Annotated in this window: 15 protein-coding genes; 7 read left to right on the top strand and 8 right to left on the bottom strand. The window is 43.4% G+C overall.

What is annotated here, in order from left to right; genetic code table 11:
• Positions 1-26: 26 nt before the first annotated feature.
• The 3 genes from K5609_RS12560 to K5609_RS12550 all read right to left on the bottom strand — a co-directional run bounded on the left by K5609_RS12560 (position 27) and on the right by K5609_RS12550 (position 4203).
• Positions 27-2501 (bottom strand): putative bifunctional diguanylate cyclase/phosphodiesterase, encoded by a 2475-nt coding sequence (locus K5609_RS12560; protein WP_221073944.1) that lies wholly within the window; start codon positions 2499-2501, stop codon positions 27-29.
• Positions 2502-2576: 75 nt separating this feature from the next.
• A complete protein-coding gene (locus K5609_RS12555; RefSeq protein WP_221073943.1) occupies positions 2577-3770 on the bottom strand; it encodes a hypothetical protein in 1194 nt (397 codons plus the stop codon).
• Positions 3739-4203, bottom strand: coding sequence for a type 2 periplasmic-binding domain-containing protein (locus K5609_RS12550; protein ID WP_221073942.1), 465 nt, complete (start codon positions 4201-4203; stop codon positions 3739-3741). Before K5609_RS12550 ends, K5609_RS12555 begins: the two co-directional genes overlap by 32 nt.
• A gap of 415 nt (positions 4204-4618) precedes the next feature.
• Between K5609_RS12550 and K5609_RS12545 the strand changes: the two genes are divergently transcribed.
• From K5609_RS12545 to K5609_RS12520, 6 genes are all read left to right on the top strand, one after another.
• The gene (locus K5609_RS12545) at positions 4619-5362 is read left to right on the top strand and encodes a YebC/PmpR family DNA-binding transcriptional regulator (RefSeq protein ID WP_221073941.1); all 744 of its coding nucleotides are present in this window, start codon (positions 4619-4621) and stop codon (positions 5360-5362) included.
• 6 nt (positions 5363-5368) lie between these two features.
• On the top strand, positions 5369-5890 hold the full coding sequence (gene ruvC, locus K5609_RS12540; RefSeq protein WP_221073940.1) for a crossover junction endodeoxyribonuclease RuvC: 522 nt from the start codon (positions 5369-5371) through the stop codon (positions 5888-5890).
• Positions 5891-6014: 124 nt separating this feature from the next.
• Entirely contained in the window at positions 6015-8363 is a 2349-nt protein-coding gene (gene lon, locus K5609_RS12535; RefSeq protein WP_221073939.1) for an endopeptidase La, read from the top strand.
• Positions 8364-8575: 212 nt separating this feature from the next.
• Positions 8576-8848: a nucleoid-associated protein HU-beta gene (gene hupB / locus K5609_RS12530; protein ID WP_016402624.1), complete on the top strand. Its 273-nt coding sequence runs from the start codon at positions 8576-8578 to the stop codon at positions 8846-8848.
• Positions 8849-8932: 84 nt separating this feature from the next.
• Positions 8933-10801 (top strand): peptidylprolyl isomerase, encoded by a 1869-nt coding sequence (gene ppiD, locus K5609_RS12525; protein ID WP_221073938.1) that lies wholly within the window; start codon positions 8933-8935, stop codon positions 10799-10801.
• 68 nt (positions 10802-10869) lie between these two features.
• Positions 10870-11229, top strand: coding sequence for a DUF2850 domain-containing protein (locus K5609_RS12520; RefSeq protein WP_221073937.1), 360 nt, complete (start codon positions 10870-10872; stop codon positions 11227-11229).
• A gap of 53 nt (positions 11230-11282) precedes the next feature.
• Here the strand turns inward: K5609_RS12520 and fabV are convergent, their stop codons facing one another.
• Complete coding sequence (gene fabV, locus K5609_RS12515; RefSeq protein ID WP_221073936.1) at positions 11283-12485, bottom strand: enoyl-ACP reductase FabV; 1203 nt, start codon at positions 12483-12485, stop codon at positions 11283-11285.
• A 294-nt stretch (positions 12486-12779) separates the two neighbouring features.
• Here fabV and K5609_RS12510 point away from each other — a divergent pair, with 294 nt between their 5' ends.
• The gene (locus K5609_RS12510) at positions 12780-13643 is read left to right on the top strand and encodes a PEP-CTERM/exosortase system-associated acyltransferase (RefSeq protein WP_246611849.1); all 864 of its coding nucleotides are present in this window, start codon (positions 12780-12782) and stop codon (positions 13641-13643) included.
• A gap of 9 nt (positions 13644-13652) precedes the next feature.
• Here K5609_RS12510 and K5609_RS12505 read toward each other — a convergent pair whose 3' ends face one another.
• From K5609_RS12505 to K5609_RS12490, 4 genes are read right to left on the bottom strand one after another with little or no spacing between them, the layout of a single operon-like run.
• Entirely contained in the window at positions 13653-14432 is a 780-nt protein-coding gene (locus tag K5609_RS12505) for a peptide ABC transporter ATP-binding protein (RefSeq protein WP_221073935.1), read from the bottom strand.
• Positions 14425-15432: a peptide ABC transporter ATP-binding protein gene (locus tag K5609_RS12500; RefSeq protein WP_221073934.1), complete on the bottom strand. Its 1008-nt coding sequence runs from the start codon at positions 15430-15432 to the stop codon at positions 14425-14427. The genes K5609_RS12505 and K5609_RS12500 overlap by 8 nt, the downstream gene beginning before the upstream one ends.
• Complete coding sequence (locus K5609_RS12495) at positions 15432-16319, bottom strand: ABC transporter permease subunit (RefSeq protein WP_221073933.1); 888 nt, start codon at positions 16317-16319, stop codon at positions 15432-15434. The genes K5609_RS12500 and K5609_RS12495 overlap by 1 nt, the downstream gene beginning before the upstream one ends.
• Positions 16306-17271 carry an ABC transporter permease gene (locus tag K5609_RS12490; protein ID WP_221073932.1) on the bottom strand — a complete coding sequence of 322 codons (966 nt, stop codon included), beginning with the start codon at positions 17269-17271 and terminating at the stop codon, positions 16306-16308. The genes K5609_RS12495 and K5609_RS12490 overlap by 14 nt, the downstream gene beginning before the upstream one ends.

Raw genomic sequence — 17271 nt, 5'->3', positions numbered from 1 at the left:
TGTATCTACTAATTCATATAAAGCAGTTAACTTGTGTGACTAGAGTGGCTCGGCGTTTGAGGTATTTTGAATAAAGGATGCAGGTGTAACACATTGCCATCTTTATCTAGCAACGCGCCCTTCTCGTTACACTGTCGGTAAAAGGCCAGCGCTTCTTGTTTAGTTTGAGGTCTGCCGAAGAAGTAGCCTTGCACTTTATCAAAACCGTTTTTCTTAAGCCAATTAGCATGCTCTAGGGTTTCCACCCCTTCAACCAAAATCTCGTAATCGAGAGTATCCATAAGCTTACGCATACTTAATACAATGCTTTGCGTAGGCACCGATGTGATGGCGTTATGACCAAACTCCCGGTCAAACTTAATTTTGTCACAGGCTAGGTTGCTTAGGTAACTTAGTGAGGTGAAGCCCTTGCCAAAGTCATCAAAGGCTACGCGAATACCCGCCGCTCTAATCTCATTAAGTTGGGTTTTAACTTGCTGATAGTTTTGCACTGCAACGCTTTCGGTAATTTCAAGCTCTAGGTAATTACTGCCCACGTTAACGGTTTTAAACTTGCTAATGAGTTTTTGAGCGAAGTGCTTATCTTCAAATTGTCGTCCGCTAATATTGAAGGCAATGGTTAACTCTTCGTATCCTTTGCTTGTAAGTTCTTCAAGCAAAGCTAAAGACTTGTCGACTACCCAGTAACCCAGCGGTAGTATATGTCGGCCTGATTCCACAGTATCAAGGAACTGGCCCGGATTCATCAGGCCTTGAGTAGGATGATTCCAGCGTAGTAGTAATTCAAAGCCGGTCACTCGCTGGTGCTGCATAGACACTTGTGGTTGCAAGTATAGCTCTAGTTCATTATTGCTCATGGCATTTTGAAATTGGTTCTCAATGGTGAACACCATGTCGTTCTGACGAGCCAATTCAATATCGAAGTGGGTGCAACAGTTTCTACCTTTACGTTTTGAAGAATACATGGCTAAGTCGGCATATTTCACTAGCAGTTGCGGCTCGTATTCGGCTTGTTTGGCGGTGGCAATACCAATACTTAGGGTTACCTTCATCGAAATGCCGGAGATAGTAATATCTCGAGAGATTTCTTGAGCCAGACTATAAGCAAAACCTAATACACTGTCTTTGTCTTTTTGATTGACAAGTAAGGTGAACTCATCGCCGCCGAGTCGAAAAGTACTGGAAGCGAATTGGCTAAGTCGCATAATGCGCTTAGCGACTTGAACCAATAGTAAATCACCAAAGTCATGACCTAAGGTATCGTTAATGGTTTTAAAGTTGTCGAGATCAATATATATCAGGCTGAGTTCTTCACCTTGTTTAGCCGCTTCTTCTAGTGCTTCGCTAAGCTGCTTCAAAAAAGCAGTTCGGTTAGGCAATTCTGTGAGTGGATCTTCCATGGCCATTTTCTCAAGAACTTTAGTATTGGCAGCAATGCTTGAGCGCATTTCTGCAAAGCTGTTGGCGAGTTCAATGGATATGTGGTCTAAGGAATCAAATTCATCATTAAATAGGTGTAACTTGTTTTGTGGATTGTAGCTTTCGTTCTCTAAAATAGTGGGTAAGCTGGCGGTGTGGTAGCGCAGGTTACTAAGCGGGCGGCGCATTAGCAAAAGGCCAATCGCGATGGCCAAGGCCATGGTAAACAGTAATAGCATAGTTAGCTGGTTTTCGAAGCGAGTTTGTAAGAACACTTGTTCGCTCCAATCCTTAAGTATCACTAACTTAAGGGTGCTGTTTGAGCTGTCTTTAATAGGGTAGAGCTTACCAACAATGGTTTTATCTTCTACCTTAAACTCCATGTTGTCGTGATGCCGATACTCAATGGCGCTATCGAACCATTGCTGGCTTAACAGCTGAGTATTTGTGGCTAACAAAATGCTTTTGTATAAGGGGCGGTCTAAATCGACTATCGCCAGCTCAATATCATCGCGTTGAGTTACGTTAATTAGCGCATCTGCTAACTCAAGTTGAAAGGCTAAAACGCCCTGTTCTGCATTACGAGTTCTTATGGGCAGGGAAATCCATAAATAGCATACTTCGTAACACTCGATGAGGCGCATTGGTTTAGAGCGCAAGGTGACCTGTTCAAGTAGCTCTTTAGGTGGGGGAGAGTCCAGCACACTACAGGCATAATTATCTATGGCAAATACAGTACAACCGTTGGCTATTGGCATTAACCATTGTAAATCTGGTAACTGACTGTTGAGGTAACGTTCAAGGTCTTGCATGCTTTCTGCTTGACTTAGCAGGGTTTGAGCTTCAAAAATGTAAGTGATGCTATCGCTTAAGCGTTCTATTTGGTCGTTAAATTCCAACGCATAATTATCAAGGTAGCTTAACTTTAGTTGCGCTTGTTGCTTCTGATAGTGTTCCATGGCGGTTAAGCCAAAAATAGAAACTACAATGCCTGCCGCGAGAATGAGCACCAAAGTGAGTTTTAGTCGCACGCTGACGTAACGATTTTTTAGATCCACCAAGGGGAACTTGCTTAACTTCATTGGCTATTCCATTGATTTAGTATAAGGCAATAACTGACTAATTAATTGCTTACTTACTAAGCATAGAGTGAAATATCAAAAGCGGTAACTTAGTTGCATTGCAAACAAGCGCCAATACCGCTCAGGATTATTGCTTCGAGTAGGGTTGAGGTCTCGAACAGGTGGAAGCATTGAGGTTCCTACAAACCAATGGTGCTCCAGTTTTAATTGAAAATTGCGATGAAAATTCCAAGTTGCTCCAAGGGTAAAATCTTCCAGATCGCGCAGGTTTGTTTCAATGTCGTCGTCAATAAAGTGACTGTTGTCATAGCGAGCCAGTAAGTTCCATTGCTGGTTCACAATGAAAATACCTTGCAGGTAATAGGCATTCATATCGATGCTGCCATCAAAAATTGGCGCTAAAGGTTTGGCTGCATCGTTTTTTCCTTCGGCATAAGTGCCACCGCGTCGCATAGTAAATTCACCGGTTATCTCATAGCGCTGTTGTGCATACTGCAAAGAAGCAATGTACTGGTCGGTATCAATTGTAAAATCGAAGGGTAAGCTCACAGGGCTGGCGGATGGTGCCAAATCTATCGAATCTTTTAAGTGCATTTTTAAGCGACGATACTCTAGGCCCAAGTACCAATTGGCGTTGGGACGAGCGGAAAAGTGCAGTGAACTATTCCATTCACTTTCAAAAGTGCCACCTTGATCTTGGCCAAAAAAGCGCCGACTAAAGCTTTCATCAAAAGCTTCTTTGCCAATGGATGCGGCAAATTTGTATTGTTGGCCATTTAGTGTGAAATAGTCTAAATCTAGCCTTATACCATCTGCCCTTAAGCTTTGCTCTTTGAGAATATGTGGATAAACCGAGAGCGGTAATACAATACTGGGGCGAGTAAAGGGTACGTCACGGGTTTCACCATAAATCCCATTGGATATTTTGAAACGGCCAAGCTTAAAGCCAACTTCCCAGTCTTCGTTGGTTGGAACTTTGTAGTTAAGGCTCAAATAATCTACATCTAAACCAGACTCGAACCAGTCACCGCTTTCTTGAGCAATCACCAAGCCAGACACCGACCAATTAGGGTTGATATACCAAAAACCTCGAAGCCCCGCTTCAAATAGCGGGCCGCTATCTCCAGAGTTGTAACCGTAATAATTGTTAGCGTTTACATCGATATAGCTGGCAGAAACAAAGCCACCCCAAGAGAGTTTACCTTTAGCCTGCGCGGGAAAAACAACAACGCTTAAGCTAGTCAACAATAGTAGAATGAAGTTCTTCATTGCTCACCTCTTGGCTGGTGTATCCAATAGCGTTGGGATTATTTTTTATGGTGTCTAGCATTTGTTGTTCAGAGTTCACAATGGTTGGAGCAATAGCAGTGCCGGTGTAGATCTGGCGCTCCCAAATACGGCTTAGCTGATAGGGGAATAGTTTGAGTGCGTCTAAACAAAACTGTTTATGTAAGTCGTTATTGTCATCCATTACAACCAGTTCAATGACTTGACCATCAGGCCAGTTTTTTTGTCTTAGCGAAAATATTGCACGGATTTGTTTAGCGCTAAGTTCGACCTGCTGGTTGGAATGAGTGAGTAGCCATACCTCAGCATGAATGGGTATGCTTAAGCTTACTAAAAAAAATAGCGCGACAATTTTCAAAGCGGTCGTTCGTTGCTTCAAAAACTGAGTTAAATTGCGCCAATAAATTACAATCATAGCCTTCCGTGGTTAGCTCATAACTATTGTGTTAAAGATTATGTCTTTAAATATAGGCTAATTTTTTCAATAAGTTAAGTTAAATGATTTTTTGTTTATCATTGTTTAAATATCCAACAGGAAGTATTGGCTTAACTGTTATTTTTATTAGAAATATCAATAGAAAAACGAGTTTTAACGATAATGGTTATCTCATAATTATGTATTATTAATGAATAACATTACACATATTGTGGTTAAGTTCTTATCAGGAATTACGGCTTCGATTCTGATGGAATAATTTCAATATTCCTTATCCTTTCATTTTAATGGAACTCTTTATCGAGTGAGATCCATGTTCAGCTATTTAATTCTAGGCTTGTCATATTGTTAGCGTTTATCATCATGTCTTGATCATAAGCGAGGGAGAAATTCGATGGCAGGTCACAGTAAATGGGCCAACATCAAGCATCGTAAAGCAGCCCAAGATGCGAAACGCGGCAAAGTGTTTACCAAGTTTATTCGAGAGCTAACGGTAGCTGCCAGAGAAGGTGGTTCAGATCCTGATGCCAATCCTCGATTACGTGCCGCTATAGATAAATCACTGTCGAATAATATGACTCGCGATACAATTAATCGAGCTGTTCAACGAGGGGCGGGTGAACTTGATGGTCAGCAGCTAGAAACGGTAGTTTACGAAGGCTATGGGCCTGGCGGAACCGCGGTATTAGTTGAAACTATGACCGATAACCGTAATCGCACCGTATCAAGTGTTAGACACGCTTTTTCCAAAAGTGGCGGTAATCTGGGTACAGATGGCAGCGTGTCCTACCTTTTCGAGAAAAAGGGCATAATTTCTTACTCTACCGAAAGTGACGAAGACGCAATTATGGAGGCCGCACTGGAAGCGGGGGCTGATGATGTATTAAGCCACACCGATGGCAGCGTAGATGTGTACACTAACCCTGTGGAGTTTGGAAAGGTTAAAGATGCGCTAGATGCAGCAGGGCTAGTGGCTATTAATTCCGAAGTCACCATGATTGCTTCAACGCAGGCTGAATTAGACGCTAGCACCGCTCCCAAATTGTTGCGGCTAATCGATATGTTGGAAGATGATGACGATGTTCAAGAGGTTTATCACAATGGTGAGATTTCCGATGATGTTGCTGCGCTACTTTAACTAACCGTGAGTATTATTTTAGGCATTGATCCCGGCTCGCGGATCACCGGTTATGGTTTAGTTAAACAGGCTCAAGGGCGAATAGAGTATTTGGGCAGTGGGTGTATTCGCACCAATGAAAAAGAATTGCCACTAAGATTGAAGCAAATTCACGCAGGCGTGAGTGAAATTATCACCCAGTTTTCACCCGACGAGTTTGCGATAGAACAGGTTTTTATGGCCAAGAATGCTGATTCAGCCTTAAAACTTGGTCAAGCTCGTGGAGCAGCTATTGTGTCAGCGGTAAGTCAAGACTTGCCAGTGGCAGAGTACTCGGCACGGCAAATAAAACAGGCAGTAGTAGGCACCGGTGCTGCAGACAAGACACAAGTTCAGCACATGGTTACCCAGCTTTTAAGCTTGTCGGCAAGCCCCCAAGCAGATGCCGCTGATGCCCTTGCTGTCGCTTTATGCCATTGCCATACCAGACAAAGTTTAATAGGCATGGCGGGCAAAGTACGAGGTACGGTGAGGCGGCGATTACGTTAGTTTTTGGATAAAAAATCGACAGTTAGAAGTTTTTTTTGAATTATTCTGCGTAACTAATTGAAACCATCAAGTTTGACCCAATATATTGCTGATAGAGATTATTAGCTAAGGCAAAGAGGACGACATGACCTTAGAGCGTTCAGAACGTTTCGAAATTCCCGTATTACCACTGCGCGACGTGGTGGTGTATCCGCACATGGTTATTCCATTGTTTGTTGGTCGTGAAAAATCTATCCGTTGCTTAGAAAGTGCGATGAGCCAAGATAAGCAAGTATTGCTAGTGGCCCAAAAGGACGCAAGCAATGACGACCCACAGGTGGATGACCTATACACGGTAGGTACCGTCGCTAATATTCTTCAATTACTTAAGCTGCCTGATGGTACCGTTAAAGTTCTGGTTGAAGGTAGCCAGCGCGCTAAGCTTGAGCAAATTGTTCAAGAAGAGGAGTACTACGTAGCCGCCGCTGAATATGTGGTATCTGCTCAGCCTGATGAAAAAGAGCAAGAAGTGATGGTGCGCTCTGCCATTAGTCAGTTTGAAGGCTACATCAAGCTGAACAAAAAGATTCCGCCAGAGGTGCTTACATCTGTTTCTGGCATCGACGACGCTGCTCGTTTAGCCGACACCATGGCTGCTCACATGCCGCTCAAGCTAGAAGACAAACAGTCGGTGCTTGAAATTGCCAGTATTCCAGAACGTCTTGAATACCTAATGGCAATGATGGAGTCTGAAATAGATTTGCTACACGTTGAGAAAAAAATCCGTGGTCGTGTGAAAAAGCAAATGGAAAAAAGCCAGCGTGAGTATTACTTAAACGAGCAAATGAAGGCCATCCAAAAAGAACTGGGTGAGTCTGAAGACGGTCAAGACGAATTTGAGCAGCTTTCTCAGCGTATCGAAGAAGCCAAAATGCCTGAAGAGGCAAAAGAGAAAACCCTGGCTGAACTCAACAAGCTTAAAATGATGTCGCCAATGTCAGCAGAAGCCACAGTAGTGCGCGGCTATGTTGATTGGATGCTTAGTGTTCCTTGGGTTAAACGCTCTAAAGTGAAGCGTGATTTGGCTAAAGCCGAACAAGTGCTTAATCAAGACCACTATGGTTTAGAGAAAGTTAAAGAACGTATTTTGGAATACTTGGCAGTGCAAAGCCGAGTCAACAAACTTAAAGGTCCAATTCTTTGTTTGGTGGGGCCACCAGGTGTAGGTAAAACCTCACTGGGTCAATCCATCGCTAAATCAACTGGGCGTAAATATGTACGCATGGCCTTAGGTGGCGTGCGTGATGAAGCAGAAATCCGAGGACATCGCAGAACTTATATTGGTTCTATGCCGGGTAAGCTGATTCAAAAAATGTCCAAAGTGGCGGTGAAAAACCCACTATTTTTGCTGGATGAAATCGACAAGATGGCGTCTGACATGCGTGGCGACCCTGCCTCAGCATTGCTAGAGGTTCTAGACCCAGAGCAAAACAATAGCTTTAACGATCATTACCTTGAAGTTGATTATGATTTATCAGACGTGATGTTTGTTGCTACTTCAAACTCAATGAATATTCCTGGTCCGTTGCTTGACCGTATGGAAGTGATTCGCTTGTCGGGTTATACCGAAGACGAAAAACTGAATATTGCTAAACAGCATTTGATTAGCAAACAAATCAAACGCAATGGCTTGAAAGAGCACGAAATTGTTATCGAAGACAGTGCCATTATCGGCATTATTCGTTATTACACCCGCGAAGCTGGTGTGCGTAGCTTAGAGCGTGAAATCTCTAAATTATGCCGTAAAGCAGTGAAAGAAATTTTACTCAATAAAGACACCAAGAAAGTCGAAATCAGCCAAGATAATCTCAGTCAGTACCTTGGTGTACAACGCTGTGATTATGGTAAAGCCGATGAGAACAACCGGGTAGGTATGGTTACTGGTCTTGCTTGGACCGAAGTGGGCGGCGATTTATTAACTATTGAAACTGCATCGGTGCCAGGCAAAGGCAAGCTTAGCTACACAGGCTCTCTTGGTGATGTGATGCAAGAGTCTATTCAGGCAGCGATGACAGTGGTTAGAGCCCGCGCTGATAAGTGGCGCATTAACAGCGACTTCTACGAAAAACGTGATATTCATGTGCACGTACCAGAAGGTGCAACACCAAAAGATGGTCCAAGTGCTGGTATTGCAATGTGTACCGCTTTAGTCTCTAGCCTAACCGGTAACCCAGTTAAAGCTGAAGTAGCGATGACCGGTGAAATTACCTTACGTGGTGAAGTATTGCCGATTGGTGGCTTGAAAGAAAAGCTCTTGGCTGCGCACCGTGGTGGAATTAAAACGGTTCTTATTCCGCAAGAAAATGAACGTGATTTAGAAGAGATACCAGAAAATGTTATTGGCGACCTGAAAATCATTCCTGTTCGCTGGATTGAACAGGTTCTGGAAGCGGCTTTAGAGCAAAATCCTGAAGGCTTTGAAGTAAAAGCTTGAGTCAATGCAAATAAACGATATTCAATCGTGAAATAGTACTTGCCAGCCTTGTTCAAGGGCTATAGCCTAAGGCTGGCAAGGAAGCCGTTGATAAAAATATTGATGGTAGATTTTAACTAAATGTAGACTGACAAACCTCATTCTGAGCCGCGATTATTAGGGAAGCTTCCCTGCGGTGAGAAGAAAAGGAATAACAACAAGGGGAACCAATTGTGAATAAAGCTCAACTCGTAGACAAAATCGCTGAAGGCGCTGACATTTCTAAGGCCGCTGCAGGTCGTGCGCTGGATTCTTTCATTGACGCGATTTCAGATACACTTAAAGAAGGCGACAACGTTGCTTTGGTAGGTTTTGGTACCTTCCAAGTTAAAGAACGTTCAGCTCGTACTGGTCGTAACCCTCAGACTGGTGCAGAAATTCAAATTGCTGCTGCTAACGTACCGTCGTTTAAAGCAGGTAAAGCGTTAAAAGACGCTGTAAACTAACTGTCAGACGCAATTGCGATCTGTCAAAGGCGCATCAATTCGATGCGCTTTTTCATTATTTAATGTGGTAAAGAGTAATTAAGCATGTTGGAAAAGCTCCGTGAAGGAAGCCAAGGTCCGGTAGCCAAAATCATCCTAGGTTTGGTCATTTTATCTTTCGCTCTGGCTGGTGTAGGTAGCTACATCGCAAGCCCTAGTGAGCAATTAGCAGCCGAAGTTAATGGTGAGTCCATTAGCCGTGCAGAATTTGACCAAGCTTATCAAAATGAGCGTGCCCGCTTAGAAAGCCAGTTTGGTGCTGCGTTTAATCAATTAGCCGCTGACCCAAGTTACATGGCTCAGTTTAGAAGCAACGTATTAGACCGAATGATTGGTGAGCGTTTACTAGACCAAGCCGCAGAAAATTACGGTTTACGAGTAAGTGACGCGCAAGTTAAATCACAAATTTTAGGCATGCAAGAATTTCAAGTCGATGGTCGTTTTGATAACGAGCGTTACTTAGCTGTTCTTTACCGCGCTAACCTCCAACCTGCTCAATTTCGCGATATGATTCGCAACGACTTAACCCGTCGTCAACTACAGCAAGCTTTATTGGGCAGTGAGTTTGCGCTGCCAAGTGAAGCTGAGTTACTGGTTAAACTAAATCAACAAACTCGTGACGTGCGCTATGTTACTGTTCCTGTTGCTCAGTTTGCTAACCAAGAAGCGCCAAGCGAAGAAGACTTACTGGCTTACTACGAAGAGCGTAAAAACACTTTCCGCACTGAAGAGTCAGTAGATGTTGAGTACATTGTTGTTGATGCAGAAAAAATCGCGGCGAGCATAGACGTTAGTGATGAAGACATTCAACAATTCTACGATGCTAATCAGTTAACTTACTCACAACCAGAGAAGCGTAAAGTTGCACATATTTTGCTTGCTGATGAAGCTAAAGCTGAAGAGTTGTTAGCTAAAATCAATCAAGGCGAAGATTTCGCTACGCTAGCTGCCGAAGAATCTGAAGATACTTTCAGCGGTCAAGAAGGCGGTGAACTCGATTGGTTTGAAAGTGGTGTAATGGCGCCTGAGTTTGACGCAGCTTCTTTTGCACTTGTTAACAACGGCGATGTTAGTGAGATTGTTAAAACAGAGTTTGGTTTCCACCTTATCAAATTGTTAGACGTGCAAACTTCACAAGCTAAGCCTTTAGAAGAAGTGAAAGAGCAAATTAGTCAGCGTCTGCAACAAGATCAAGCACAAGATGCCTTCTACGAGCAAGCACAACGACTTGCAGAAGTTTCTTTCGAAATTCCAGACTCATTAGTGGATGTTGCGAGCGAAACGGGCTTAAAAGTTGAAACGATTAAAGGCTTAACGCGCGCTAGTGCAAATGGCGCATTAGGCGAGCCACAGGTTATTAATCAGCTGTTTAATTTAGACTTCATCGCTGAAGGTTTAAATAGCGACGCTATCCAGCTGTCAGACAACAGTTCAATTGTTGTTCGTGTTATGGCTCATCAAGCTTCAGAAGTGAAACCTTATGAAGAGGTGAAGGCCCAAATTAACACTGCACTTACGCAATCTCGTTCAACCAAGGCTGCACAAGATTATGCGGATAGTCTAATTGCGGCACTAGAGAGTGGTGAAGGCTTAGATGCTCTGCTATATGAACAAAACCTTAAGCTAGATTCTAAGTTTAAAGTAGGCCGCGATAGCCAAGATTTAGAACCTCAGGTAGTGCGTCATTTATTCATGATGGCAAAACCTTCTGAGCAAAAAGTGGCTAGCCGAATTACTACGATGAACGGCGACCAGCTAGTTATTCAATTAACAGCAGTTAACGAAGCAGAAACCGTTGATGCAAGTGAAACTAACCAATGGTTACAACAACTTAGCAATGTTAAAACCGAAGCTAGTTATCAAGTATTGATTGATGTCTTAAAAAGCAAAGCAGAAATCCAAAACTTGTTGTAAGCTTAATGCTTACGTAAGATACTGAAAAAAGGACGTTTTACGTCCTTTTTTAGTTTTTGGAGAACAACGTGAAGAAATCCATTGTGCTGCTAGTGGCACTTCTTGGTATTGGCTTGGGCGTAATGTCTTTTGTTTACTTCGCTTATCCGGAGTTAGTTGGCTTAGAGCGCGAGCACAAAGTTAATCCTATTGTAGGCACTTGGGAAGCTGAACATGACTTTTATGGCAAGAAAGAACGCCTAGTATTTTCAGAAGATGGCCAAGTTAAATCAGGCAGTCGGGTAGCCACCCAATACAAAATAAACGGCAATCGGGTAGTGGTGACTTCAGCAGATAAAGTGATTGAATACCGCATTTCAAAAGATGGTCAAACATTGGATGCCTACTTACCGAGAGCAGGGCGTATTCGTTACAAAAGAGTCAATTAAAAAAGCCCTTAACAGAAGCTGTTAAGGGCTTTTTATAGTATTAAAGTAAGATTTTAATCTAATGTTACTACTTCAAATGGTACTGCAGTAGCCACATCTTCTTCGTAATCAACCCCTTTAACGCCAAAACCAAACAACTTCAAGAACTCCGCTTTATAGTATTCATAGTCGGTGTGTTCTTTTAGGTTCTCAGTGGTAATTTGCGGCCATAAATCAACACAAGCTTGTTGAATATCTTCACGTAATTCCCAGTCATCTAAACGTAGGCGATTGTACTCATCGACAGGCGCTTTTTCGCCTTCTAGATACAGGCGTTCGTTAAATAGACGATAGATTTGCTCCATACAGCCTTCATGCAAACCTTGCTCTTTCATGATTTTGAAAACCATCGATATGTACAAAGGCATTACGGGAATCGCTGAACTAGCTTGAGTAACAACACTCTTAAGTACTGCAACGTTGGCTGAACCTTGCTTAGCGCTTAGTTTTTCATTAAGTGCTGTTGAAGCTCGGTCTAGGTCCATTTTAGCTTTGCCTAAAGCACCATCCCAATAGATTGGCCAAGTTAGCGCGGTGCCAATGTAACTGTAGGCAACGGTTTTACAACCTTCTGCTAGCACGCCTGCTTCATCTAAGGCTTTAATCCAAAGTTCCCAGTCTTCGCCACCCATTACCGTTACCGTATCAGCTATTTCTTGCTCGGTTGCAGGCTCTACGCTGGCTTCGATAATGGTATCTTTATTGGTATCTACTGCAGTCGCTGTGTAGGTTTCACCGATAGGTTTTAAACTAGAGCGAATTAGCTCTCCGCTATCTGGTAGTTTACGAACAGGAGACGCTAGCGAATAAACTACAAGGTCGATTTGTCCAAGATCTTCTTTAATTAAATCAACAGCAGCCTGTTTAGCTTGATGCGAGAATGCGTCACCGTTGATGCTTTTAGCATAAAGGCCAGCTTCATGAGCTTTTTGGTCAAATGCCGCAGCATTGTACCAACCGGCAGTACCCGGTTTCTTTTCAGTGGCAGGCTTTTCGAAAAATACGCCAATGGTTGCGGCATCGCTACCAAAAGCGGCTGCGATGCGCGATGACAAACCATATCCGCTTGAAGAGCCAACCACCAATACCCGCTTAGGGCCATTAGTTACTTTGCCCTGCTGTTTGGTGTAGTCGATTTGCTCTTGTACATTAGCCGCACAGCCTACCGGGTGAGTGGTGGTACAAATAAAGCCTCGGATCTTGGGTTTGATGATCATACTAATTCCTCTACGGTGTCCGATAATAAGACGCTGAATACGTAATTGTTATAGCGCTAAAAAATGCAGTGATTCTAGCATGTTTACCGCTAAAGTTGCATTTAGCCTAGCTGATCAGAGCAGTTTGAAGTGGCCAAAACTGTCTAGCTAGGCAAAGCCACCTACCGACTGTATATTTAGAGATATAAATTTATTATCAAAAGAACTATACATTATCTTATTTAGGTAGTATCAATAACATAACGCGATAAGAATATAAGATTCAAAACACTTAAGGGAATAAGGGTTAAGCTTTTGAAAAGTAAAATATTGCCGACCAGCATTAAAGGAAAGGTGGTTGGTTTACCCACCAGTAAAACCACTCAGCATGCCGCTAAAAAGAAAGCAGCAGAAATTGCTAAGCATTATGAAACCTATTTTCATCCCATGGTGGCATTAAACGATGAAGATATTGATAGTGTCTATCGACTTCGTCACGATGTTTATTGTGAAGAGCTTGGCTTCGAGCCGGTTAATCAACAAAAAGTAGAGCGTGACGAATTTGACGATTACTCTGACTATTGTTTGGTGCGTCATAAATCCTCAAATACTTACGCAAGCACCGTTAGGGTAGTTGCTCCTTCTGGTGACCAACTGCTTCCCTTAGAAAAGTATTGTGAAGGGGCTATTACCGATGAGGAATTACATCCGCAAAACTTTGCTCGAGAAGATGTTTGTGAAATTTCTCGGCTAGCCCTAAGGGCGACATTCAGACGACGTAAAGCGGACAAATTTAAAGACTCCGCGGTAGGGGGAATTAATATCAATGAGCTCTATGAAGATGAGCTGCGCTGTTTCCCCTTTATCACTGCCAGCATGTATTTAGCCGCTACAGTGTTGGTAGAGCGCCATAACATCAAGCATGCTTATGTAATGATGGAACCTCGTTTAGCTCGTAGCACCGCACTCCTAGGGATTAAGTTTCAACAAATTGGCCCTGTAGTGGAATACCACGGGCAGCGCGCGCCTTATTATATTACTGCTGAAAAGATTCGCAGTGACCTACCCATCACCTTAAAACCGTTAATGGACATGATAGAACGTGAAGTTAACGCATCATTGTCTATGTCGCAGGTAGTGGGTGCGCAAGAAAGTATTCTGTATCGCGGTAATTCTTAAGCGCTTCTGCTATTTGCGAAAGGCATTTTGGTAGGCGCTAATCAGTCGTTGGCTCAGCTCATGTTCGGGCTGAGTGAAAAACTCTTCGGTATGCTTAAATTCTACGGCTTTACCATGTTGCATAACCAGCACCTTGTCTGAGAAGTGCCTTACTAAGCCCAAATCATTGGATACAAAGATATAGCTGATAGCAAATCGTTGCTGTAGCTCTAGCAATAGGTTAATGATCTGAGCTCTAACCGAGACATCAAGAGCTGCAATGCTTTCATCAATAACAATGATTTTGGGGCTCAAAATTAACGCTCTAGCAACGGCGATACGCTGTTTCTGACCACTTGATAACATGCTGGGGAAGAACTCGGCGTGCTCTTCTAATAAACCCACCAATTTTAATGTAGCAATTACTTTTTGCTGCTGCTCTTGCTGTGAAAGCGCGGTATTTAGAATAAGTGGCGCAGACAAAATTCTTCCGATGTTAGAACGCGGGTTGAGCGAGCTATTTGGGTCTTGAAATATCATTCTGATTAAGCGGCACCTGCGGGTGTAGTCACCAAACTTTAAAGCTTCACCGTTAACAAATATATCGCCGTTACTCGGTTTGTTAATGCCCGCTAGTACTTTGGCTAAACTGGATTTCCCAGAGCCAGATTCACCAATTATCGCTAAGCTTTCCCCCATGTTTAACTCAAAACTTATATCATCGATGGCTGCAAAACGTTGTCTACTTAACCAACCTTTGTGAATATAGACGTGCTGCGAAAGATTCTTAACGTGCAGTAAGTTAGCCATTGTTGCCTACCTTTTTCTCTAGATTTAAAGGGTAGTGGCAAGCATATTGATGACCTTTTACCTTTTTAAGTTTGGGTTGGATAACACACTCGCGCTGAGCTTTAGGGCAACGCGGCCCAAGTCGACAGCCGATAGGTAAGTGTTGTAATGCGGGAATCGAACCAGGTAAGCCGGGCAATAATGCCTTGCGCTCAAAAGGTTTGTTAAATTGCGGCGCTGAGCTTAGTAAGGCCGAAGTGTATGGGTGTCTTGAACTTCCTACGACTTGCTCTGAACGACCCACTTCTACCATTTGACCGCAATATATTACGCTGATAGTGTCTGCTAAGTCTGACAGTGTATTTAAGTCATGACTAATTAACAAAATAGCAGTGTTATTTAGCTTATTCAGTTTGTGTAATAGGCGTAGTATTTGACTGGCTGTGGTCACTTCCATGGCGGTAGTTGGCTCATCGGCAACTAATAGCTTGGGCTGTCCAGCAATGGCCATAGCAATCATTACTTTTTGGCAAAGTCCATCCGATAGCTCATAAGGGTAGCTACGCATCACTTTGTGGTGATCTTTAACACCTACTTTATGCAGTAAGGCTTGCGCTTGTTTTTTTCGCCATTGGAAGCGTCGCCAAAATCCGCCTTTAATATTGTGGCAGGGAATGGCTTCTTCAATTTGTTTGCCCACTTCTTCAGAAGGATCTAAACATGAGCTAGGCTCTTGAAATATCATCGCAATTTCATGACCTAGCACTTTACGCCGCTGGCGGGTAGTTAAGGACATCAGATCAACGTCGCCCAAGCGCATGCGGTCGGCTTTGATGGTCCAGCTAGGTTTAGTTACACCCAATAATGCTTTGGCAATCAGGCTTTTTCCTGAGCCTGACTCACCCACCAAGGCCTTTATTTCGCCTTCTGCCATGGTAAGGCTCACTCGGTCTACCGCCTTAACTATTCCAGCTGGCGTATTGATTTCAATGGTTAGGTTGCGAATGTCTAATAAAGCCATTAGTCGACTCCTTGAATCATCGCTTGGCGTAAACCTTCGCCCACCATATTCACACTAAGAATACTGGTCATTATGACAAAGCCTGGCAGGGTTACTGTCCAAGGCGCAGAAAAGAGTAAATCTTTACTTCCACCTAACATGGCGCCCCATTCTGGCAGTGGCGCTTGCGCACCAATGCCAATAAAACCTAGGGCGGTAATATCGATAAGCGATGAAGAAAAACTGCGACTAATTTGAAATACGATTGAGTCGGCGATATTGGGGAGCACGCCGTTTTTCAGGATACGGTAGTTAGTAGCACCATCTAGGCGAATCGCTGTAATGTACTCTTTTTGAATTTCGCTTGAAACGGCAATATATGTAAAACGAATAAATTGCGGGATCTGCGCTAGGGCAATCGCAATCAGGGTATTTTCTAAGCCGGTTCCGAGAAAAGACACCACCATAATGGCAATGAGCAGAGAAGGGATCGACAAGGCGGTATCCATCACATGGTGGAGAACGCTGGATTTAATGCCACGGCTCATGCCAGAAAAAATGCCGATGGGAATGCCAATGAAAGCGGCAAGCGTGACTACAATAAAGCCGCCGCCAAAGGTTAGTTGGCAACCGTAAATTAAACGGCTGAGTAGATCTCTGCCTAAGTCATCAGTGCCTAAAAAATTATCTACATGGCCTTGCTGATTCCAAGAGGGAGGCTGCAATAAGTTGTCGCCTTGAAACTCTAGCGGGTAGGGCGCAATGAGCGGGCCAAACAATGCAAGCACTAAAAAGCCGAGTAGCACCCAAAAACCAATCATCGCAACAGTGTTGTCCCTAAAACGAATCAGTACCTGCTGCAAGGCACTGGAAATCGTCGTTTCAGAAAATACATTAGTGCTGAGCATAAACTTCTCTTCGACGCAGTGGATGAATGAGTGCGGTAAACAAATCGGTTAATACAAAAGTGATAATCACTAGGGTCGCTACAGCTAACATGCCGCCTTGAATGGCGATGTAATCTTGCTGATAGATGCTTGATATTAACCAACGGCCAATGCCTGGCCAGGCAAATACCACCTCTAGCACCATCGCCATGGTTAATACGTTACCAAATTGTAAACCCAAGCTGGGTAGAATAGGGGGCAATGCGTTGTGTAAGGCATGCCGAGTGACAATTTGCCACTTTGACAAACCCTTTGTAGCGGCGGCTTTAATGTAGTTCTCGCTCATTACTTTGGCCATAGAGTTTGATAGCTGGCGAATAACTTCTGTAGTGGGCACCACAGCCAATACTAGGGTTGGCAAGGCTAGGTGACTTAATATACTCATTAGCGCTGGCCAGCGGGCTTGAGGCTCTAACCACATCACGTCAACAATGCCAAAACCTGTTACTTGAGGAATTTCCAGCAGCAAGTCATAGCGACCTGATACGGGGAACCAACCCAGCATTAAGGAGGAGTTCATAACCAAGAGCAGTGCAAGCCAAAACACCGGAATGCTGTAACCTACCATCGTCACACTTAGAATGAGGTTTCTAATCCAGTGCTGATGATAAATGCCGGCCAAGGTACCCAGCGGGATCCCTATAATAAACGACAGCAAAAAAGCAGCAAAGCAAAGCTCTAAGGTGGCGGGGAGAAAGCTCACCAATTCATCAAACACCGGCTTGCCGCTAATGCTGGATACACCCAAATCGCCATTAATATTCTGAAAAACAAATAACGCATATTGTTTAAACCAAAAATCATCGGTTTTAACAAACAGGTTCTGATTCTGCTGAAAAATAAACGCAATCAAGTTGATGATTAAAAAAGTAATCACCAATAGGTTAATACGTCGAATAAAGTATCGGAGCAT

It is taken from the genome of Agarivorans aestuarii (assembly GCF_019670125.1).
In the GTDB taxonomy this organism is placed as follows: Bacteria; Pseudomonadota; Gammaproteobacteria; order Enterobacterales; family Celerinatantimonadaceae; genus Agarivorans; species Agarivorans aestuarii.
Note: the sequence above shows the minus strand (reverse complement) of the source record. Positions and strands in the feature narration are given on the sequence as shown.